At 59.9% G+C, this 21154-nt stretch carries 23 protein-coding genes; 7 read left to right on the top strand and 16 right to left on the bottom strand.

The window, feature by feature from the left end; translation table 11 throughout:
- Window positions 1-77: 77 nt before the first annotated feature.
- Complete coding sequence (locus tag FF098_RS05550) at window positions 78-1451, bottom strand: PleD family two-component system response regulator (protein WP_155138251.1); 1374 nt, start codon at window positions 1449-1451, stop codon at window positions 78-80.
- A gap of 36 nt (window positions 1452-1487) precedes the next feature.
- A complete protein-coding gene (locus FF098_RS05545) occupies window positions 1488-1853 on the bottom strand; it encodes a response regulator (RefSeq protein WP_155139422.1) in 366 nt (121 codons plus the stop codon).
- A gap of 180 nt (window positions 1854-2033) precedes the next feature.
- On the opposite strand from FF098_RS05545, the gene FF098_RS05540 reads away from it, so the two are divergent.
- The 7 genes from FF098_RS05540 to FF098_RS05510 all read left to right on the top strand — a co-directional run bounded on the left by FF098_RS05540 (window position 2034) and on the right by FF098_RS05510 (window position 10025).
- Entirely contained in the window at window positions 2034-3392 is a 1359-nt protein-coding gene (locus FF098_RS05540; protein ID WP_155138249.1) for a DNA polymerase IV, read from the top strand.
- Window positions 3393-3648: 256 nt separating this feature from the next.
- Complete coding sequence (locus tag FF098_RS05535) at window positions 3649-6630, top strand: TonB-dependent receptor plug domain-containing protein (RefSeq protein WP_155138247.1); 2982 nt, start codon at window positions 3649-3651, stop codon at window positions 6628-6630.
- A 121-nt stretch (window positions 6631-6751) separates the two neighbouring features.
- Window positions 6752-7213: a RidA family protein gene (locus FF098_RS05530; RefSeq protein WP_155138245.1), complete on the top strand. Its 462-nt coding sequence runs from the start codon at window positions 6752-6754 to the stop codon at window positions 7211-7213.
- Window positions 7214-7252: 39 nt separating this feature from the next.
- Window positions 7253-8407 (top strand): GNAT family N-acetyltransferase, encoded by a 1155-nt coding sequence (locus FF098_RS05525; RefSeq protein ID WP_155138243.1) that lies wholly within the window; start codon window positions 7253-7255, stop codon window positions 8405-8407.
- Window positions 8408-8419: 12 nt separating this feature from the next.
- Complete coding sequence (locus FF098_RS05520; protein ID WP_155138240.1) at window positions 8420-8782, top strand: hypothetical protein; 363 nt, start codon at window positions 8420-8422, stop codon at window positions 8780-8782.
- A gap of 19 nt (window positions 8783-8801) precedes the next feature.
- Complete coding sequence (locus FF098_RS05515) at window positions 8802-9242, top strand: HIT family protein (protein WP_155138238.1); 441 nt, start codon at window positions 8802-8804, stop codon at window positions 9240-9242.
- A gap of 51 nt (window positions 9243-9293) precedes the next feature.
- The gene (locus FF098_RS05510; RefSeq protein ID WP_155138237.1) at window positions 9294-10025 is read left to right on the top strand and encodes an SDR family NAD(P)-dependent oxidoreductase; all 732 of its coding nucleotides are present in this window, start codon (window positions 9294-9296) and stop codon (window positions 10023-10025) included.
- On the opposite strand, the gene FF098_RS05505 is transcribed toward FF098_RS05510, so the two are convergent.
- The 14 genes from FF098_RS05505 to rpmD all read right to left on the bottom strand — a co-directional run bounded on the left by FF098_RS05505 (window position 9994) and on the right by rpmD (window position 21134).
- Complete coding sequence (locus FF098_RS05505) at window positions 9994-10743, bottom strand: ATP12 family chaperone protein (RefSeq protein WP_155138235.1); 750 nt, start codon at window positions 10741-10743, stop codon at window positions 9994-9996. The genes FF098_RS05510 and FF098_RS05505 overlap by 32 nt on opposite strands.
- 32 nt (window positions 10744-10775) lie before the next feature.
- Window positions 10776-11762, bottom strand: a complete 987-nt coding sequence (locus FF098_RS05500) for an RluA family pseudouridine synthase (protein ID WP_155138233.1) — start codon at window positions 11760-11762, stop codon at window positions 10776-10778.
- Window positions 11762-12163 (bottom strand): fluoride efflux transporter CrcB, encoded by a 402-nt coding sequence (gene crcB, locus FF098_RS05495; protein ID WP_205967396.1) that lies wholly within the window; start codon window positions 12161-12163, stop codon window positions 11762-11764. Before crcB ends, FF098_RS05500 begins: the two co-directional genes overlap by 1 nt.
- A complete protein-coding gene (locus tag FF098_RS05490; protein WP_155138231.1) occupies window positions 12160-12960 on the bottom strand; it encodes a sterol desaturase family protein in 801 nt (266 codons plus the stop codon). Before FF098_RS05490 ends, crcB begins: the two co-directional genes overlap by 4 nt.
- Window positions 12960-14282 carry a replication-associated recombination protein A gene (locus FF098_RS05485; RefSeq protein ID WP_155138229.1) on the bottom strand — a complete coding sequence of 441 codons (1323 nt, stop codon included), beginning with the start codon at window positions 14280-14282 and terminating at the stop codon, window positions 12960-12962. Before FF098_RS05485 ends, FF098_RS05490 begins: the two co-directional genes overlap by 1 nt.
- Window positions 14283-15686 carry a Do family serine endopeptidase gene (locus tag FF098_RS05480; protein ID WP_155138228.1) on the bottom strand — a complete coding sequence of 468 codons (1404 nt, stop codon included), beginning with the start codon at window positions 15684-15686 and terminating at the stop codon, window positions 14283-14285.
- 110 nt (window positions 15687-15796) lie between these two features.
- On the bottom strand, window positions 15797-16225 hold the full coding sequence (gene rplQ / locus FF098_RS05475; protein ID WP_155138226.1) for a 50S ribosomal protein L17: 429 nt from the start codon (window positions 16223-16225) through the stop codon (window positions 15797-15799).
- 23 nt (window positions 16226-16248) lie between these two features.
- Complete coding sequence (locus tag FF098_RS05470) at window positions 16249-17274, bottom strand: DNA-directed RNA polymerase subunit alpha (RefSeq protein ID WP_166426345.1); 1026 nt, start codon at window positions 17272-17274, stop codon at window positions 16249-16251.
- Window positions 17275-17354: 80 nt separating this feature from the next.
- Window positions 17355-17747: a 30S ribosomal protein S11 gene (gene rpsK, locus FF098_RS05465; protein ID WP_155138222.1), complete on the bottom strand. Its 393-nt coding sequence runs from the start codon at window positions 17745-17747 to the stop codon at window positions 17355-17357.
- A 9-nt stretch (window positions 17748-17756) separates the two neighbouring features.
- Window positions 17757-18125, bottom strand: coding sequence for a 30S ribosomal protein S13 (rpsM, locus tag FF098_RS05460; RefSeq protein WP_166426344.1), 369 nt, complete (start codon window positions 18123-18125; stop codon window positions 17757-17759).
- A gap of 157 nt (window positions 18126-18282) precedes the next feature.
- Window positions 18283-18876: an adenylate kinase gene (locus FF098_RS05455; RefSeq protein ID WP_155138220.1), complete on the bottom strand. Its 594-nt coding sequence runs from the start codon at window positions 18874-18876 to the stop codon at window positions 18283-18285.
- Window positions 18873-20222: a preprotein translocase subunit SecY gene (secY, locus tag FF098_RS05450; protein WP_155138219.1), complete on the bottom strand. Its 1350-nt coding sequence runs from the start codon at window positions 20220-20222 to the stop codon at window positions 18873-18875. The genes FF098_RS05455 and secY overlap by 4 nt, the downstream gene beginning before the upstream one ends.
- Window positions 20223-20355: 133 nt before the next feature.
- Window positions 20356-20841 (bottom strand): 50S ribosomal protein L15, encoded by a 486-nt coding sequence (rplO, locus tag FF098_RS05445; protein ID WP_166426418.1) that lies wholly within the window; start codon window positions 20839-20841, stop codon window positions 20356-20358.
- A gap of 104 nt (window positions 20842-20945) precedes the next feature.
- Complete coding sequence (rpmD, locus tag FF098_RS05440) at window positions 20946-21134, bottom strand: 50S ribosomal protein L30 (RefSeq protein ID WP_155138215.1); 189 nt, start codon at window positions 21132-21134, stop codon at window positions 20946-20948.
- Window positions 21135-21154: the final 20 nt, after the last annotated feature.

Raw genomic sequence — 21154 nt, 5'->3', positions numbered from 1 at the left:
TTTTCTGGCTACCAGAATCGAAAAAGCCGCCTCTTCCGGGCGGCTTTTTTCTTTTGTGGGCGTTTCACGAAATCTGATCAGGCTGCCGTATCATAAACAACGCGATTGCGGCCCTGTTCCTTGGCGCGGTAGAGCGCCTCGTCAGCACGCTTCAGAATCGCCTGAGGGGTATCGCCCTCATGGGACGTCGCAGCGCCGATGCTGACGGTTATTGGGATTGACTTATTGCGATCACTGCCAAGATCGAAAGGTTCTGCCTCGATCTCTTCGCGAATGCGCTCCGCCACGATGGAAACGGTTGCGGCATCGGTTTTCGGCATCAGCAGCACGAATTCCTCACCGCCATAGCGGCAGGCAATGTCCATGCCCCGAATCGAGCCGGTGAGACGCTTGGCCAGGCCCTGCAGCACCACATCGCCAATATCATGGCCATAGGTGTCGTTGATCGGCTTGAAGTGATCCACATCGATGATCAGCACGGAGGCTGGCATCTTCGCCTGTCCGCCGACATCGAACATGGTGCTCATGTGATTGGCGAGATAGCGGCGGTTATAGAGCCCGGTCAGCTGGTCTGTCACGGCAAGCTCCAGGCCCACCTGGAAGGACTCGCGCAGCTGGTCGATATAATGCTTGCGGCGCAGCTGGGTGCGTATGCGTGCGGTAATCTCGCCGGAATCGACGGGCCGCGTGATATAGTCGTTCACGCCGAGGTCGAGTGCCCTGACCAGTTTGCGCGTATCGCCCTGGCGGACAAGCGCGAGCAGCGGCGTAAGGCGCGTTTCATTCAGCGTGCGGACGGCAGAGCAGAAACGCAGCGAATCGTAACCTTCAAGATTGAGATTGACGATAACCAGATCGACTTTCTCGGTGCGAAGGATGTTCAGTGCTTCCTTGACGTCGGAGTAAATTTCGCGGCGGCAATTGTCCGGCAGCGGTGCGACGAGGCTCTCGTCAACATCGCCCGTGTCGTCGATGATCATTACCCGGCTATCGAGATTGTCGAACTCGGCCAGCTTGGCGTTGGTCAGGATACCGAGTTCGGCGCCGGTCGCGTGGGACAGGCGCAGCTCGTCGGTCATCATCTTCAGTCGGGTCAACGAACGCACGCGCGCGAAAAGCGCGACATCCTCGACCGGCTTGGTCAGGAAATCGTCAGCGCCAGCCTCGAGGCCGGCAACACGGTCAGCCTGCTGATCGAGTGCGGTGACCATAACGACTGGAATATGGCATGTCTCATGATCGGCCTTGAGCCTGCGGCAGGCTTCGAAGCCATCCATAACAGGCATCATGACGTCAAGCAGGATGATATCCGGCTGTTCCTTATGGGCGATCTCGATCGCCTCGGCGCCTGATAAGGCTGTGTACACCTCGAAATATTCCGCGCGCAGCTTCGCTTCGAGAAGCTTCACGTTAGGCTCGAGATCATCTACAACGAGTACTCTTGCAGTCATGGGACCACCACATCCTTCCGCTTGTTACGGAAGAGCCTAATCCAGATATCTTTTTATTTTCTCAATAAAAACGGGAACTGATATCGGTTTTGCTAAATAATCTTCACACCCGCCATCGCGGATGCGCTGCTCGTCACTCTTCATGGCGAAGGCGGTGACGGCAATGACCGGAATATTGGCAAGCTCGGGGTCTGCCTTGATGTCGCGGGTCACTTCAAGACCGGAACGCTCAGGCAACTGAATATCCATGAGAATCAGGTCGGGACGGTGCTCGCGGGCAAGCTCCAGCGCGTCGTGGCCGTTCTGGCTTTGAACAATGTCATAGCCGTTGGCCTCCAACAGATCGTTGAAGAGCTTCATATTGAGCTCGTTATCCTCAACGATGAGAATGGTTTTTGGCATGTTCGACAGGTCGAAATTCTCCATGCTTACCATGACGCACTTTCCGAATGATTCGGCTGCATAGCCCCTGACAGTTGCCATGCTTATGGGCCATAATGCTTAATCGAGCGTTTAAATCGGATTTCCGTGCCAGACTTGAGTCCTGGCGACCACACCCAATTAACCAATGTTTAACCGGATATGGCTTCGCAAGCGACAGAATTAAAGACAGCCCACTGGGATGGCCGTCACTCCGGATCGGCAGGGTTCTGCCGGGATTGCTTCACGCCGCAGCCCGATGCGGCAACGCGGCGTTGCCCCGCCTGCGGCGGCATGCGCCTGTTGCGCCATGAAGAGATCTACAGCCTTTCCATTGCCCATCTGGACTGCGATGCCTTCTTCGCCGCCGTGGAAAAGCGTGACAACCCGGAGCTGGCCGACAAGCCAGTGATTGTCGGCGGCGGCAAGCGCGGGGTCGTCTCCACCGCCTGCTACATCGCCCGCATCTACGGTGTCCACTCCGCGATGCCGATGTTCAAGGCGCTGAAAGCCTGCCCGCAGGCGGTCGTGATCAAAGGCAATTACGAGAAATATACCGAAGCCTCCCGCCAGATCAGGGCTGAAATGGAAGCACTCACCCCCCTCGTCCAGGCGATCTCGATCGACGAGGCGTTCATGGATCTGTCCGGCACGGAAAAGCTGCACCACGCCCCGCCCGCAGTAACCCTCGCCCGCCTCGCCAAGCGAATCGAGGAGACGGTCGGCATCTCGGTTTCCATCGGCCTGTCGCACAACAAGTTTCTCGCCAAGTCTGCCTCCGACCTCGACAAGCCACGCGGCTTTGCCGTGATCGGACGGGAAGAGACCCTCACCTTCCTGGCGGAGAAGCCGATCAGCTTCATCTGGGGCGTAGGCGCCAGTTTTTCGGGCAAGCTGGCCCGCGACGGGTTCAACACCATCGGCGACCTGCAGCGGGCCGACCCGCGCGACCTCGTCAAGCGGTATGGCGAGCATGGCTTGCGCCTCGCGCGCCTTTCGCAGGGCGAGGACTCGAGGCCCGTGAACCCGGAGCGGGAGACCAAGTCCGTTTCCGCGGAGACGACCTTCAACGACGACCTGCGCGACTATGCCCCGCTGGAGGATATCCTCTGGAAGCTGTGCGAGAAAGTCTCGCGCCGGATGAAGGAGAAGGGCTTTGCCGGCCGCGTCGTGACGCTGAAGCTGAAGACCGCACAATTCCGCAGCATGACACGGCGCTCGACACTCGACCATCACACCAACCTCGCCCGGGAGCTGTTCGCCGCTGGCAAGGCATTACTGCGCGAGGAGATCCCGGGCGGCCAGTCGCGCGACAGCTATCGCCTGATAGGGATCGGTTTTTCAGACCTCGTCGCTGCAGAACAGGCGCGCCAGTCCTTCTTCTTCATGGACGACCACATCAAGCTGGAAGCGCAGGAAAGCGCCATCGACCGATTGCGGGCGAAGTTCGGCGACGACATCATCGGCTCAGCGAGAGGACTGGACACAACCACGCCCAGGAACAACAAAGACAGGCAATAGTCTTCATCCTGGCGTATGTATCCGATTGGACACACTACGATGAAATTCGTTTTTCATTTTGATACCTGAACACAAATAAAATCAAGCATATAGACCGCCTCCGACGACCGTCTATCGAAAAACGTATTGCCAGCCCCCACGATTAGACACATCGTTTTATGGGCAGTAGCAAGAAAGCGGCGGCACCGGCTAAATTGCGCGGACCACTTGTCGACCCAGGATTGCCCACTTCTTATTATTCAGTTTGGAGATCCTGATGACACTCATCCGTCGCTTATGCGCGGGCACGTGTGCAATCGCACTCGTGGCCGGGTTTGGCACCGCTGGCGCCTATGCACAATCAACCGAGACAAACACTGAAGAAAACGCCAGTGACGACACGATAACGATTACCGGCTCCCGCATCCGCCGTTCCAATGCCACGGCGGCAATCCCGGTACAGGTCCTGAATGCACAGGCTGTGCAGGAAACAGGCTCGGTCGATGTCGGCGAGATCGTCACTCAGATTCCCGGTGTAAACTACGATTTGTCCCCGGAAAATACCGGCCTTAGCGTACAGAACCCGGGCCTCAGCACCGTGAATCTGCGCCGCCTCGGAGGCGACCGTACACTGACGCTGATCGATGGGCGCCGCGCGGTTTCGAACGCCGGGAATGGCGAACGCGTCAGCCTCGATACCATCCCGTCCGGCTTTATCGATTCCATCGAAGTGACCACTGGCGGCGCATCGGCCATCTATGGCTCCGACGCGATTGCCGGTGTCGTCAACGTGATCCTGAAGGATGACTGGGAAGGCTTCGAAGTCAACATGCGCTATGGCGAGGCAGAAGCCTCCGGCGAGGAAGAGACGAATATCGATCTGACTTGGGGCCGCAACTTCGCCGGCGGTCGCGGCAACTTCCTGCTCGGCTTCTCCTATGAGGAAGAAGGCGCGATTTTCGCTGACGAGACGCGCCCTGATTCCATTCTTGCCGTGAACTGGTCAGAGCCCGGCGATGAAGGCAACTTCAACGATGAGACGATCCTGCCCGGTTGCGACAACTCCGGCAGGTTCTGCATCAACCCGACAGGCAGCGCCTATCTGCCAGGCGGCAAGTTCGAGAGTGACGACGCCTGGAATGTCGACGGCGTGTGGTTCAACGACCAGTCCCTGCTGCCGAATGACGGGCGCACGTCCGCTGAAGCATGGGAAACATATCCTGATGGCTTCAACGACCGCATCGGTCGCACGCTGTCACCGGAATACGAAATCTACACGCTCGCGGCGAAGACAGATTTCGAGCTGTCGCCAAACATCTCCATCTTCTTCGATGGTCTTTATACAGAGCTTGAGACGATGACTCGGAACGCACCGGAAATCGCAACAGATGGCGACACTTTTGCCTTGCTTGATGCTAACGGGATGGCAATGCGCGATGCCGATGGCCGGGTCATCACCGATGAGCTTCGCCAGATCGCCTCGTCCCACCCGTTCATCCATCCGGCTGTTCAGGAAACCCGCGTCGGCGCCGTTGCCTGGGACCGCCGCTTCACCGAAATAGGCTGGGATGACAAGATCAACGAGCGCAATACGCTGAGAACCGCGTTCGGCTTTGAAGGCGATATCTGGGGAGATTGGGAATGGACGCTTTATGGCACCTATGGCCGCTTCGAACAGACCCAGACGACGCCGAACGAACTGAACCTGCGCAATATCAACTTCGCCCTCGACGTTGAAAGCGATGGAGGTAGCGGCTTCCAGTGCGCCGATGCCGGTGCCCGCGCAGATGGCTGCGTGCCGCTCGATATTTTCGGCACCAACTCCATCTCCGAACCGGCAGCGGATTACATCCGTTATACCGCCGTCCTTGAGCAGGAGCGTACACAGAAGACCTTTGCCGGGTCGATGAACGGCGATCTGTTCCAGCTGCCTGCCGGTATGGTCAAAACCGCTTTCGGATTCGAATATCGCGAAGAAGATCAAAAAACCTCCGGCCAGGACGGCGATCTGCTTCTCGTGACCACCACGACGGCCGTGCCGGATATCGAAGCGGGCTTTGATGTCACCGAGGTTTACGGTGAAATCGACATTCCGGTTCTCGACACGCTGTCGGCACAGCTCGCCCTGCGTGTCGCCGATTACTCGACCGTTGGCGAAGTCGTCAGCTACAATGTCGGCGGCAGCTGGTTCCCGACAGACGATATCCGCTTCCGGGCGCAATATTCCCGCTCGCAACGGGCGCCGACCCTTACGGAGTTTTTCTCTCCACCCCGCGGTGACTTCGACTCGCTGGACGACCCCTGCTCCGGCCTCAACGCCGATGGCACGGGCATTACCGCCCCGGCAGGCAGTGACGCCTCGACCGCCACGATCGCGGCGAACTGTCTGGCCGAAGCCGGTATCCAGGCCTATTTCGCCAACCCGGACAATGCCGGCCAGCCTTTCGAGGGTGATGGCAGCGTGCGCGGGCCGAACCAGGGCAACAGCAACCTTACCGAGGAAACGGCAGACACCTTCACAGCCGGTTTTGTTTTGACACCATCCGCTATCCCGAACCTGACTGTCATTGTCGACTATTATGACATCAAGGTCGAGGACGCGATCGGGTCAATCGAAACACAGCTCACAGCCGACCTGTGCTACACAGCGGCGGACTACCCCGATAACCGTTTCTGTAATGTCATCACGCGGAACGGGAACAGCGGTGAAATTGCTGAAGTCATCAACCAGGTCGAGAACCTGAACGAGCTGGTCGCCGAGGGCATCGATGCCGCCATCGACTATGAGTGGGAATTCGGTTTCGCCCCGGGTGAGTTCGATATCAATGTCATCTACACCCATTATCTGGAGAACAGCTTCACCTTTCAGGGCCTGAACGGGCCGGAGGAAGAGGAACAGCTCGGCCAGATCGATAATCCGGAAGACGAGTACCGGGCCAAGCTCGGCTACAGCATTGGCGATTTCCGGGCGACGTGGACAGCGCTTTATCGCAGTGGCGGCGTCGATGACCTCGATGTGGCCGATGATGCGCCGGACTATTTCAAGGCAGGCAGCCAGACCTTCCACAACCTCTATCTCAGCTACGTCCTGCGCGACGAACCGCGCGTGCGCCTCTATGGCGGCGTCAACAACGTCTTCGACGAGATCGGTCCATTGATCCCGTCCGGGCTGGACGCCGGCAGCTCACGCAACATCGTATCGTCGCTGAACGACACCGAGGGCCGCGAGTTCTTCGCCGGTATCAGTGCGCGCTGGTAATCTGCGACATCGCGAAAAGTAAAAGGGCGGTGCCGGCAACGGCCCGCCCTTTTTATTTGCCACCATTGCCACTGCAGGTGAAAACTTGCTTAGAAGGGTTATCGTCAGACGGGAGAATACAATGACCATCGAGGAAACCCTGAAAGCAAACGGACTGTCCCTGCCGGAGGCTGCCGCCCCTGTCGCCAATTATGTGCCTTGGGTCGTAACAGGCAATCTCGTGATTATCTCCGGCCAGATTTCCATGTCGCCGTCGGGGCTGATCACCGGCAAGGTCGGCTCTGACCTAGGCATCGATGAAGGCAAGGCAGCAGCGCTGCTGTGCGGCCTGAACCTGCTGGCCCAGTTAAAAGCCGCTTGTGGCGGAGATCTATCAAAGGCCCGGCGCTGCGTGCGCCTCGGCGGGTTCGTCAATTGCACGGCTGACTTCACCGACCACCCGAAAGTGATCAATGGCGCATCCGACCTGATGGTGCTTGCGATGGGTGATGCAGGGCGCCATTCCCGCGCTGCGGTCGGGGCCCCGTCCCTGCCCTTGGATGCGGCGGTCGAAGTCGACGGGATTTTCGAGATCGCCCCTTGAGGGGCGTGACGATCGCCAGAGCCTTCCTATCTTATAGGCATGGCAGACGGTTCATCGACATTAGCGGCACGCACCATCTCCTCCCTCGACGAGATCGACCGGGAAGCATGGGATGCGCTCGCCAATCCAGCTGATTGCCCCTACCACCCGTTCGTATCGTGGGACTTCCTGCACGCGCTGGAGGCCTCTGGCTCGGTCAGGCCGGAAACCGGCTGGCAGCCCTTTCACCTGCTTCTGGAGGAAGGCGATGCGCTGATCGGCGCAATGCCGCTCTATGTAAAGGGGCACAGCCAGGGCGAATATGTCTTCGACTATGCCTGGGCCGATGCCTATGAACGCGCTGGCGGGAAGTATTATCCCAAGCTGCTCTCAGCCGTGCCGTTCACGCCGGTCCCCGGCCCGCGCCTGCTCGCCCGCGATGACGGCGCACGGCTGCAGCTGGCGGGCGCGGCAACGCAAATCGCGGAGAAATTCGCCTTCTCCTCCCTGCATATCAATTTCCTGCAGCCGGAAGAGGCCCGCATCGGTGATGCCCTCGGCCTCTTGCGCCGGTCGGGGCAGCAATATCACTTCACCAATCACGGCTATGACAGCTTCGATGATTTTCTGGGCGAGCTTGCCTCGCGCAAGCGCAAGAACTTGCGCAAGGAACGCGAGAAAATTCCGGCAGAAGGCGTCGAGATAGAGTGGATCACCGGCTCCGATATAACCGAAGAACACCTCGATGCTTTCTGGATTTTCTATCAGGATACGGGCGCACGCAAATGGGGAACGCCCTATCTGACGCGCACCTTCTTCCGCCTGCTGATCGAACGCATGGCTGACAAGGTGCTGCTGGTGATGGCCAAACGCGATGGGCAATATATTGCTGGCGCGCTGAACATGATCGGCGGCGACACGCTCTATGGCCGCTATTGGGGCTGTACGGAGCATGTGCCCTTCCTGCATTTCGAGGTCTGTTATTATCAGGCGATCGACTATGCCATCGCCAACGGGCTCACCCGTGTCGAGGCCGGCGCGCAAGGAGAGCACAAGATCGCCCGCGGCTATGAACCGGTGGAAACGCACTCCGCCCACTGGATCAGGGATGACAATTTCCGCACGGCCATCGCCCGCTATCTTGAGGATGAACGCGCCCATAACGAGGCCGATATCGACATCCTCAAACACTATACGCCCTATCGAAAAGGGTGATAGGCTGGCGGGATGCAAACACTGGCCAAATATCTCAATCAGGAAGAAGCGCGCATAGCGCTCAGCTATCTTCGGGCCAATGATGTCGACGCTGAACTCGCCGATGCCAATGCTTATTCCGCCGCCTACCCAAATCTGGCGATGGGTGCCACCATGCTGCGTATCATGGTTCCGAAGCACCAGTTCGAGGCTGCTCAGACACTCCTTAAAACTGTCTCTTCCGGCGAAGCAGAATTCGATGGTGAGGACTATGATGATGAATTTTATGGAGAGCCTGAAGATGGGGAGCAGCCCGGAAAAGGTATCTTCATCCGTTATAAATGGCTGATGCTCGCCCTGCTCGCACTGGCCTTTGTCTTTCTCTACGTCCTGTGATGCGACCAAGGAAAACTCAATGAGCCTCAAGGAAACCTACGATACGGACAATATCTTCGCCAGGATCATCAAGGGCGAGATCCCGAGCGTGAAGATCCATGAGGATGACGAGGTTCTTTCCTTCATGGACGCTTTCCCCCAGACGCGCGGGCACACGCTGGTCATCCCGAAAAAGGCGCAGGCGACGAACCTGCTGACGGTCGACCCGGACGTTCTCTCAATGCTGATCCAGCGCACACAGATGATTGCAAAAGCCATTGACAAGGCCCTCGCGCCTGACGGCATCCGTATCGCCCAATTCAACGGCGCGCCTGCGGGCCAGAGCGTCTTCCACATCCATTTCCATATTATCCCGGTCTGGGAAGGCGGCGCGATGAAGCCCCATGCCGACCCGGCGAGCGGTATGGCCGACCCCAAGGCGCTGGAAGAGATCGCGGCCGAAATCCGGGCCGCGCTCTGACGCGCCTGTCTTGCTTGCAGAAGCGGCGATTTCGGCTTAATCCCTGCGGTCATGACTGAACAACACGACCTTTCCGGGCGCTATGCCCTCGTCACCGGCGCCTCGCGCGGCATCGGCCGCGCCGCCGCCCTCGCACTGGCCAAGGCCGGGGCCCATGTCATCATTCTCGCCCGTACCCAGGGTGCGCTGGAAGAGCTGGATGACGAGATCAAGGCCGCCGGCGGCAAGGCGTCTCTGATTGCCGTGGATCTCGCCGATTATGCCGCGCTTAACCAGCTCGCCCCGGCGCTGGAAGACCGCTTCGGCAAGCTCGACATCTTCATCGGCAATGCCGGCGTGCTGGGCGAACTGTGCCCGGTCACCGATATCGACAAGAAGACGTGGGACTCGACCCTCGGCATCAACTTCCTTGCCAACTGGCAGCTGACAGCCGTGCTGGACCCGCTGCTGCGCCAGTCCGACGCCGCCCGTGTCGTCTTTGTCACCACGAGCACGACAGAAAGCAACAAGCCCTTCTGGGGTGCCTATACGGTGTCAAAAGCGGCGATGGAGGCGATGGCGCTGACATACGCCCATGAGGTCGAGAAGACGAATATCCGCGTCAACCTGATGAACCCCGGCGCGACGCGCACCCAGATGCGGGCACGGGCGATGCCGGGCGAGGACCCCTCTACGCTGCCCCCGCCCGAAGACATTGCCGAATTGATCGTGGAAATGGCATCACCGGCTTTCACCGACAACGCCACACGGATCAATTATCGGGACTGGCGTCAGAGCCGCTGATCAGCTCCAGATATCTTGAGATCGCCATGAACTCCGCCTGCAGCGCCCCTTCGCGCTCGACGGCCTCGGCATCCTCGCCCCATTTTTCGGCCTGGTATTGCTCGTCGAGGCGGGAGACCTCGAAAATGTCTTCCGCATCGGCGGCGCGATAGCCGAGCGCCAGGGCCAGCACGACAGAGCCGGTAATTTCCGTTGCCGCGGCGAGGCAGCACAGTACTTCCTCATCCATCTCGGCAATCTGTGCGTTCAGCGCCTGCAACGCTTCCGGCGGCTGGTCGACGGCGAGAACGCCGGTCGTCGTCTTGAGCTTGATCGACAGCGTATCCTTGGCCCATGCCAGATAGGCATCCCAAACGCGGGTCTGGCGCTGGACCAGCTCTTCCGGCGCACCGGCACGATAGCACAGAAGGTCAGTCTGCAGATAGTTGCGCATACCGTCGGCCCATTTGTCCCGATCCTGCTTGCCACGGTCCTGCACAAGCATCAGGCGCTGGGTCAGCGGCATGCTGGACGGGTTGACGTGTTCGCCCTGTGCATTCCATTCATCGGCAATGGCGCGGGCCAGTGCTTCGTGGATGGTCGACAGCCGTTTGCCGACCGGCGTTTTCGCCGTGCGCCCGTCCAGCGTGATGTTCCAGCATTCATCGACATAATCGACGTCTGCCGTCTTGTAGAAGCGCTTTGGCAATGGTGTCTGCTCGATACTCATGTCAGTCATCCGTCTTCGCCCTTCATGATCGGGCCAGTCCTTCAGTTGTTATGCGGCCAGATGATCTCCGGCTTTCGTTCGAACCCGAATAGGGTCCATGTCTTGTCCATATGGCCGGTCAGGTCGGCCCGTAACATCATCCTCTTGCCGGTCTTGGGATGAGGAAAGCTCATCGCCCGGCAGAACAGGTGCATCTTCGCCGATATGCCTTCGACCTTCGCCTTCTCGCCCCCATATTTCCCGTCCCCGATGATCGGGTGCCCGATGGCGGCGGTGTGCACGCGCAACTGGTGGGTCCGCCCGGTCAGCGGCCTCAGCGCGACGAAAGAAACCTTGCCGCCGGCCTCCCCGACCACCTGATAATCGGTCAGTGCCCGTTTCGCGTCATTGTCGTCATCATCGGCGGGAATCACCCGCTCCTGATCCTCTTGCATGATCCGCACCATTTTCTTGGCGATCGGCATGTCGATCTGTCCCTCCATGGGATGCGGCATCTTCCAGCACAACGCCCAGTATTCCTTGTCGACCTGGTGCTTCTGAAAAAACTCCGACAGGCGCGCCGCCGCCTTGCGGTTCTTGCCCAGCAGCAGAAGCCCGCCCGTGTCACGGTCGAGCCGGTGGACGAGCCGCGGGCGCTCCCCGCCCGGCTGCTGCAGACCATCCAGCATGCCGTCGATATGGCGGCGGGTCTTCGCCCCGCCCTGCACGGCGATGCCGAACGGCTTGTTGATGGCGATCAGCGCGTCATCCTCGTAGATGACGAGCGAGCGGATATATTTCTTGTCGGCCTCGGAGCTTTCGGCCTTTACAGCCTGCTCCGGCGTGCCGACCGGCGGAACGCGAACGGTCTCGCCGGCGACAAGGCGACGGTTGGACTTGATCCGGCCGCCATCGACGCGGATCTGTCCCTTTCGCAGCATCTTCTCCAGCTCGCCATGGCGCACATGCGGGTAATGCTGGCGGAACCACCGGTCCAGCCGCATGCCGTCATCGGCATCCTTTACCTCGACATTATTCACACCGCTCATCACAACGCTCTTTCAAACAGGCTGCGCCCGGCAGCAAGACCGGCAAACAACGCAACGATCGACAGAATGACGGATGCCCCGACGTATAGGCCGGCGGTCATCATCGCCTTGCGCTCATACAGCGTTACCGCGTCGAGCGCAAAGGTCGAAAACGTGGTGAACGCGCCAAGCAAGCCAACGGCGAGAAATGCTCTCACACCCTGCCCTGCAGGCTCGCGCGCGACGAGCCAGGCGATGACGAGGCCCATGGCGAGCGAGCCGAGCACATTGACCGTCAGCGTACCCCAGGGGAAGTTCGGCCCCAGCAGCCGCATGGCGAGCTGGCCGACCGCATGCCGCGCCATGGCCCCTATCGCGCCGCCTGCGGCGATCACCAGCCAGATCATATAGCCCTGCATCATTCTTCTCCCATGCGGTGCCCACTCCCGCGAAAGGGCTGCACAATAAGCCCGCCGAGCGAAATGTCACCTGCATCATCAAGACCGATGGGCAGATTCGCCGTGCGCTGCGTTGCGCTGCGCGTGCCGAACAGCGGGTCCCAGAACGAGAATATCGTGCCGTAATTCGAATTTGTATCAGAACGGATCACATGGTGGTGCACCCAGTGGATCGAGGGTGTGATGATCACAAAGCTCAACGGCCGCTCCAGCCAGCGCGGCAGGCGGATATTGGAATGGTGCAGCGTGACGATGACGGCGGCGACAGTCTCGAACACGATGACGCTCGACAGCGGCATGGCGAGCGCGATGATGAACGCCGCCCTGACGGAGGCTGACAGGATCACCTCGGCGAAATGAAACCGGAAGGCGGATGTCGCATCAAGAAAACCGTCGCGGTGATGGATCTCGTGAAACCGCCACAGGAACGGCACGCGATGGAAAGCGCGGTGCATCCAGTAGATCCACAGATCGAGCAGCAGGATATCTAGGGCGAGGCCCCCGAGACCACCATCTGCCCCGCTCCACCAGTCCGGCCGCTGCCACAGGGCATGGCTCACGGCGAACGCCGTGATCGGAATGACGATCAGGGGCGAGACCGGCACGGTGATCAGCCACAGACCGACATTGCGGATCAGGCGATTGCGCTTTTCCGCGCCCTGTTCCGGCTGGCGGGCGAAACCGGCGAGCCGTTCACCGGCAAAAAGCAGCGCGAAGACGCCGAAGACGATGATGGCCTTGCTGGCAATCAGGGCTTCCATCACCCCTCCCCGCCGTTATCCCTCGGCTTGCGACGAGCATTCCAGAAATCGATCCGCTTGCGGATATCTTTCTCCATCCCGCGCGGCACTGGCTCATAGAAAGACTGGCGTTCCATGTCCGGCGGGAAATAGTCGAGCCCGGCAAACGCATCCGGCGCGTCATGGTCATAGACATAGCCATCAGAATAACCGAGATCCTTCATCATCTTGGTCGGCGCGTTCATGGCGTATGGCGGCGGCATCAGAGAGCCGGTCTCCCGCGCAGCCCGCTGAGCCCGTCTGAAGGCCGAATAGGCGGCGTTCGATTTCGGTGCCGTCGCCACATAGATCACGGCTTGCGCCAGTGCCAGTTCACCTTCCGGGCTCCCCAGAAAATCATAGGCCTCTTTCGCGGCGAGGCAGACGGTGAGCGCATTCGGGTCAGCCATGCCGATATCCTCGCTCGCCATGCGCACGACGCGGCGGCACAGATAGAGCGGGTCTTCCCCGCCCGCCAGCATGCGCGCCAGCCAGTAGAGCGCCGCATCCGGATCCGATCCGCGAACGGATTTATGCAGGGCACTGATGAGGTTGTAATGCCCCTCCTGCGCCTTGTCATAGACCGGGGCGCGGCGCTGGACGATGCGCGACAGCGCGTCAGGCTCCAGGTCCTCGCCATCGACCGGCTCTGCAAAGATGTCCTCGACAAGGTTCAAAAGGAAGCGTCCATCGCCATCGGCCATGGCCTTCAGGCTTTCTCGCGCGGCAGTGGTCAGCGGCAAGCGCTGGTCTTCCTCTTCCTCGGCGCGGGCGAGCAGCTTGTCTAGAGCCGCATCGTCCAGCCGCTTCAGCGTCAGAACTTGCGCCCGCGAGAGCAAGGCGGCGTTTAGTTCGAAGGACGGGTTCTCCGTCGTCGCACCGACCAGTGTGATCAACCCACTTTCGACATGAGGCAGAAAACCGTCCTGCTGGGCGCGGTTGAAACGGTGGATCTCGTCGACGAATAACAGCGTGCCGCGACCAGTGCGGCGGCGGGCTTCCGCCTCAGCGAACACCTTGCGCAGATCGGCAACGCCGGAAAAGATCGCCGAGATCTGGTGAAATTCGAGATCGGCCTTGTCGGCCAGCAAGCGGGCAATGGTCGTCTTGCCGACGCCGGGTGGCCCCCAGAGCACAATTGAAGACAGCCGCCGCGCGTCGAGCATGCGCTTGAGTGGCATGCCCTCACCCAGCAAGTGATCCTGACCGACGACCTGATCCAGCGTCTGCGGGCGCAGCCTGTCTGCCAGCGGGCGCGGTGCACCCTTCTCTAGACCGGCGGACTGGAACAGGTCATCCGACATCTAGCGGTTGATGCGCAGGGTCGAGACCTGCCCCCGCGGGCTTTGCGTCTGGATGACCCAGCCCCGGCCAGCCTCGGCAAGCGTGTCTTGCAGCTGGTCGACGGTTTCCACATCCGTGCCGTTGACCGACAGGATCTTGTAGCCCTTGCCGATACCGAAGCGTCCGGCATAGCTGCCCTGGCTGGCATCGAGCACAACGACGCCCTTGTCGGTCAGGTCACGGCTAAGCTCCATGTTTACCGCTGGCGACAGGTTCGCGACCTTCAGCCCGGTGAACGGGTTTTCGCCCTCAATCAGTGTCTCGTCCCGCGCCGGATTTTCCGGTGGCAGGGACAGGCGGACATTGACCGTACGCTGATCACCGTCACGCAGGTAGACGACCGGCACACGGGCGTTGGCTTCTTTCGTGGCGACGCGATAGCGCATGGCGTCTGAGTCGAAGATGTCCTGCCCGTCGATCGAGATGATAACATCCCCTTCCCTGATACCGGCCTGTGCCGCCGGGCCGCCATCGAAGAGCTGCGCGACGAGCGCACCGGATGGCCGGTCGAGGCCGAGTGCCGTCGCCATGGTGCCATCGATATCGCGGGCCGTTGCGCCGATCCATGGCCGCATGATCGTGCCGCCGCCATCAACCGCCGTCGCGACGACCTGGCGCACCAGATTGCCGGGGATGGCAAAGCCGATGCCGTTAGAGCCGCCGGAGCGTGAATAGATCGCCGAGTTGACGCCGAGCAGCTTGCCGTCAACATCGACCAGCGCGCCGCCGGAATTACCCGGGTTGATCGCCGCATCGGTCTGGATGAAGAACTGATAGTCGGTGATACCGACCTGGGTACGGGCGAGCGCGGAAACGATGCCTGTCGTCACCGTCTGGCCGACACCGAACGGGTTGCCGATGGCAAGAACGATATCCCCCACCTCGGCAACGTCGGAATTGGCGAATTCGAGGAAAGGAAGCGCCTCGTCACTCTCGATACGGAGGATCGCGATATCGGTCTGCGGGTCCGTCAACAACACCTGCGCCTCATATTCGCGCCGGTCGGCGAGCACGACCTTGATCTCCGACATGTTCTCTATGACATGGTTGTTGGTGACCACGATCCCCTCAGGCCGCACGATGACGCCGGAGCCAAGTGATTGGGCAACACGATCACGGGTCATCCCGCCGAAGCCACCAAACCCGCCGAAGAAATCATCAAACGGGCTGCGCACACGCTGGCGGACGACACCGCGGGTGTAGACATTGACGACCGCCGGAGCGACATCCTTCACCACGGGCGAAAAGCTGGCCTTCAGCTGCATGGAGTCCTGTGGCACAAAGCGCTCTGCCTCCTGAGCACCTGCAGGCTGAAAGATGAATAGCGTGGCGGCGGCGATGGCGGTGATGACCGGTAATCTCATGAAATCAGACCCTTACCCTCAAATTCCCTGATACTAAGAAACCAATATAAAACAAAACGGCCCCCCGTGAAGGAGGGCCGTTCATGATAAATCAGTAAGCAAAAGCCACGTTATGCCGTGGCTTCAACTTCGTCCTGATCGGCATACATGGTCGGACCGGAATCCTGGCCTTTGGCGGTCTCGTCGCGGTCAACGAACTCGATGACGGCGATCGGCGCGTTGTCGCCGTGACGGAAGCCGGCCTTCATGATGCGGATGTAGCCGCCATTGCGCTCTTCATAGCGCGGGCCGAGGGTGTCGAACAGCTTGCCGACCATGGCAACGTCGCGAACCTTGGAGATGGCCTGACGGCGGGCATGAAGGTCACCCTTCTTGGCCAGCGTGACCAGCTTCTCTACGATCGGACGCAGTTCCTTGGCTTTCGGCAGCGTCGTGACGATCTGCTCGTGCTTGATCAGGGACGCAGCCATGTTGGCGAACATCGCCTTGCGGTGGCTCGCGGTCCGGTTCAGCTTGCGGTGCGCAAATCCGTGGCGCATGGATTACTCTCCTTTGGAAGAGATCAGCCCTGGTGGTGCTGATCCTCATATTTCTTGGCAAGTTCTTCGATATTGTCTGGCGGCCAGTCCGGCACGTCCATGCCCAGATGCAGACCGAGCTGGGCCAGCACTTCCTTGATCTCGTTCAGGGACTTGCGGCCGAAGTTCGGCGTGCGGAGCATTTCCGCTTCGGTTTTCTGGATCAGGTCGCCGATATAGACGATGTTGTCGTTCTTCAGGCAGTTTGCCGAGCGAACGGACAGCTCCAGCTCGTCGACCTTGCGCAGAAGCGCTGCATTGAAGAGAAGCTCTTCTTCGCTGCTCTCTGCAGATTCCTTCGTGGGCTCTTCGAAATTGACGAAGACCTGAAGCTGGTCCTGCAGGATACGCGCGGCATAGGCAGCGGAATCTTCCGGCGTGACAGCGCCATTGGTCTCGATTTCCAGAACCAGACGGTCATAGTCCAGAACCTGGCCCTCACGGGTGTTCTCGACCTTGTAGGCGACGCGCTTGACCGGCGAATAGAGGCTGTCGACCGGGATCAGGCCGATCGGCGCATCTTCCGGACGGTTACGGTCGGCCGGGACATAGCCCTTGCCGTTCTGGATGGTCAGCTCCATGCGCAGGTCGGCACCCTCGTCGAGGGTACAGATCACGTGATCCTTGTTGAGGATCTCGATATCAGCCGTTTCCTGGATATCGGCAGCGGTAACGACGCCCGGGCCTTGCTTGTGCAGGGTGACGCGTTTCGGGCCTTCTGCATGCATGCGCAGGGCCAGCTGCTTGATGTTCAGGACGATGATGGTGACATCTTCGCGAACGCCCGGAATGGACGAGAATTCGTGCACCACGCCATCGATATGAATGGCAGTGACGGCGGCGCCCTGTAGCGACGACATCAGGATGCGGCGCAGGGAGTTACCCAGCGTCAGGCCGAAGCCGCGCTCCAGCGGCTGGGCAATGATCGTGGCCTTCTTGGCCGGATCATACCCGGGCTGAACGTCGAGCTTGTTCGGTTTGATCAGTTCTTGCCAGTTCTTTTCCAGCACTTGTTTCTCCGTTTCAGCGCGCTTGTCGCGCCGTTGGACAGCCCCCGTTCCCAAGGGCTCAGACTATTCGGTCGACCAGATCAGACGCGGCGACGCTTGCGCGGACGGCAGCCGTTATGCGGGATCGGCGTCGTATCCTGAATCGTCGTAACGGTCAGGCCGGCAGCCTGCAGGGCGCGCAGTGCGCTCTCGCGGCCCGAACCCGGACCTTTGACCTGGACGTCGACATTGCGCAGGCCATGTTCCATGGCCTTCTTGGCGGCGTCTTCAGCAGCCATCTGAGCGGCGAACGGGGTCGATTTGCGCGAACCCTTGAAGCCCATGTGACCGGCCGTCGACCATGAGATAGCATTGCCCTGCTCGTCAGTGATGGTGATGATCGTGTTGTTGAACGTCGCGTTGACCTTGACGAGGCCGTTGGTGATGTTCTTGCGCTCGCGGCGGCGGACGCGTGTTGCGGGTGCCTTGGCCATGTTGTCCTCTTACTTCTTCTTGCCGGCGATGGGCTTGGCCGGGCCTTTGCGGGTGCGCGCATTGGTGTGCGTGCGCTGACCGCGAACCGGCAGGTGACGACGGTGGCGAAGACCGCGATAGCAGCCAAGGTCCATCAGGCGTTTGATGTTCACCGCAACCTCACGGCGCAGGTCACCCTCGACGATATAGCCTTCGTCGATAGCCTCACGGATTTTCAGCACTTCAGCGTCAGACAATTCGTTGACGCGGCGCGTTGATTCGATGCCGACCTTTTCACAGATCTCGCCAGCCTTGGCCGGGCCGATACCGTGAATATAGGTCAGCGCGATCGGGACGCGCTTGGCCGTCGGAATGTTCACACCAGCAATACGAGCCACTTTGAACCTCTTAAATTCCGCCCTTCATGGGCATTCTTTCCAAAACGAAAACCCCTGCACTTACATGCACGGGGAACATACCTTTTGGGCGAAGTGGCGTATGTATAGCGACGCCGTCCCGCCCGTCAACCGAAAACCGAGCCAAAAGCCCGGAATTTCACCCCTTTTGCACACCATCGAGAATGGCGTCGATCTCGCCCGCCACCTTGTCGATAGAGCCCATGCCATCAACCACTTTCAAAAGCCCCTTTTCCGCATAAAACGGGATCAGGGGAGCGGTCTCGGCGTTATAAACGTCCAAACGCTTGCGGAATGTCTCCTCATTGTCGTCGGAGCGCACTTCACCGCCAGCTTCCTTTGTTTCGCGAATCCGATTGTTGAGCCGGTTGATCAGCTCGCCATCGTCGACCCGCATTTCCAGCACCACGTCCAGTTTCAGGTCGTGATTGTCGAGAATCGTATCCAGCATTTCCGCCTGCACCAGAGTGCGGGGAAAACCGTCGAGCATGAAGCCCTGTTCACAATCCGGCTGCTCGATACGCTCGGCAACGATGCCGGCAACGATATCGTCTGAAACCAGTTGGCCGGCATCCATGACCGCCTTGGCTTTCTTGCCGATTTCTGTCTGGTTGGCGACGGCCGCGCGCAGCATGTCGCCGGTCGACAGCTGGGGAATGCCCCGCGTCGAGGCAATCCGCTTTGCCTGGGTGCCCTTTCCGGCGCCCGGCGGTCCGAGGAAAATCAGGATCATCGCTTCGCCCCCCTCAGGCGCGATTTCTTGATCAGGCTCTCATATTGCTGGGCCAGAAGGTAGCCCTGGATTTGTTGAACCGTGTCGAGCGTCACCGTGACCGCGATCAGCAGCGAGGTACCGCCGAGATAGACCGGGATGGAACCATTCGATTGCGAGCGCAGGATTTCCGGCAGCAGGCAGACGGCAGTCAGATAAGCAGCACCGATGACGGTCAGGCGGGTCAGCACGAAGTCGATATATTCTGCCGTACGCGGACCCGGCCGGTAGCCCTGGATATAGCCACCGTATTTTTTCAGGTTGTCGGCCGTATCGCTCGGGTTGAACACGATCGATGTGTACAGGAAGCAGAAGAAGATGATGCCGACGGCATAGAGGCCCATATAGAGCGGCTGACCAGGCGTGAAGAGACCTGCCAGGTTCTGGAGCCAGAGCGGTGCCCCCTCACCCAGCGCTCCCACGGCGGTGGCCGGCAGGAACATCAGGGACGAGGCAAAGATCGGCGGGATAACGCCGGATGTGTTCAGCTTCAGCGGCAGGTGCGATTTCTCACCCTGGGTCATGCGGTTGCCCTGCTGGCGGCGCGGATACTGCACCAGCAGGCGGCGCTGCGAGCGCTCCATGAACACGACAAAGGCGATGATTGCGATCGCGCCGATAATGATGGCGATGATGACGCCGGCATTGATCTGGCCGGATTTCGCCTGCTCCAGCAGGAAGGCGGCAGCACGTGGCAGTTCGGCGATGATACCGGCAAAGATGATCAGCGAGATACCGTTACCGACACCGCGGGCGGTGATCTGCTCGCCCAGCCAAAGCAGGAACATCACGCCGCCGACAAGCGTGATCGTTGTCGTCGCCATGAAGAAAATGCCGGGGTTCGAGACGGCAGGCAGCCCGTTGGAGTTGGTCGTCATCAGCGTCTGCGCGATGAACAGGCCCTGCACGATCGCGAGCGCCACTGTCAGCATGCGGGTGTAATGGTTGATCTGGCGGCGGCCCTGTTCGCCCTCTTTCTTGATGGCTTCCAGCGAGGGAACCATCGCCGTCATCATCTGCATGATGATGGAGGCGGAAATGTAGGGCATGATATTGAGGGCAAAAATCGCCATACGCTCGATGGCGCCACCGGCGAACAGGTTGATCTGGCCCAGAATGCCCTGTTGCTGGCTCTGGAACGCAGCACCGAATACTTCAGGATTTACGCCCGGGATCGGAATATAGGTGCCAAGACGATAGACGATCAGCGCGCCAAGCGTGAAAAGCAGACGCTTTTTCAGCTCATCGGCCTTGGCGAAGTTCCGGATGTCGAAATTTGACGTAAACTGTTCGGCTGCTGATGACATAATCTTCCAACTGTTCGGCCGGAACGGCCCTGCCTTGGTGAGTTGTTAACTCCAAGCCATGTGGCGGCGGCAGGACGCGATAACAACCCCTGCCGCGGACAATGGCGGGGCCGTATGACCGGCCCCGTTTCCCTTAGTCGGCTTGTTCTGCAGACGCTTCAACGCGGGTCATGGTGACCGAGCCGCCAGCTTTTTCGACAGCGGCTTTCGCAGCGGCAGTCGCATAGACGACTTCGATTTCGAGCTTGGCGGACAGTTCGCCCGAACCCAGCAGGCGTACGCCGTGATAAGCGCGTTTCAGCAGGCCGGCCTCGATCAGGGCTGCGGCATCGACCCTGGAGCCGGCGTCGAGCTTCTTGGCATCGACGGCAGCCTGCAAAGTGCCAATGTTCACTTCAGCGAATTTCGCCCGGTTCGGCTTGTTGAAGCCACGCTTCGGAAGGCGCATGTGCAGCGGCATCTGACCGCCTTCAAAGCCCTTGATAGCAACACCGGAACGGGATTTCTGGCCTTTTACACCGCGGCCGCCGGTTTTGCCCTTGCCGGAACCGATACCGCGACCAACGCGTTTCTTGTCCTTGCGGGCACCTGGATTGTCTTGCAGGTCGTTCAGTCTGATAGTCATGTTTTCCTCTTTGACTTGCGGCGGCCCACCCTTCCCTTGGGAAATGATGGCCGCCTCGCCTATAATGTCTGAAATAGAATCAGAACGTGTCTGATAGCCTATTCTTCGACAATTTCAACCATGTGGCTGACCTTGCGGATCATGCCACGTACAGCTGGTGTATCTTCCAGTTCACGCTCACGGCCAACCTTGTTCAGGCCAAGGCCGACAAGCTGGGCGCGCTGACGGGAATCGCGACGGATCGGGCTGCCGGTCTGGCGCACTTTCAGGGTTTTCTTCTCAGCCATCGGTGTTCTCCTTGGGCCCC

The organism is Aquisalinus luteolus (assembly GCF_009712425.2).
GTDB classification, from domain to species: Bacteria; Pseudomonadota; Alphaproteobacteria; order Caulobacterales; family Parvularculaceae; genus Aquisalinus; species Aquisalinus luteolus.
This window is presented reverse-complemented; position numbering and strand designations above follow the sequence as displayed.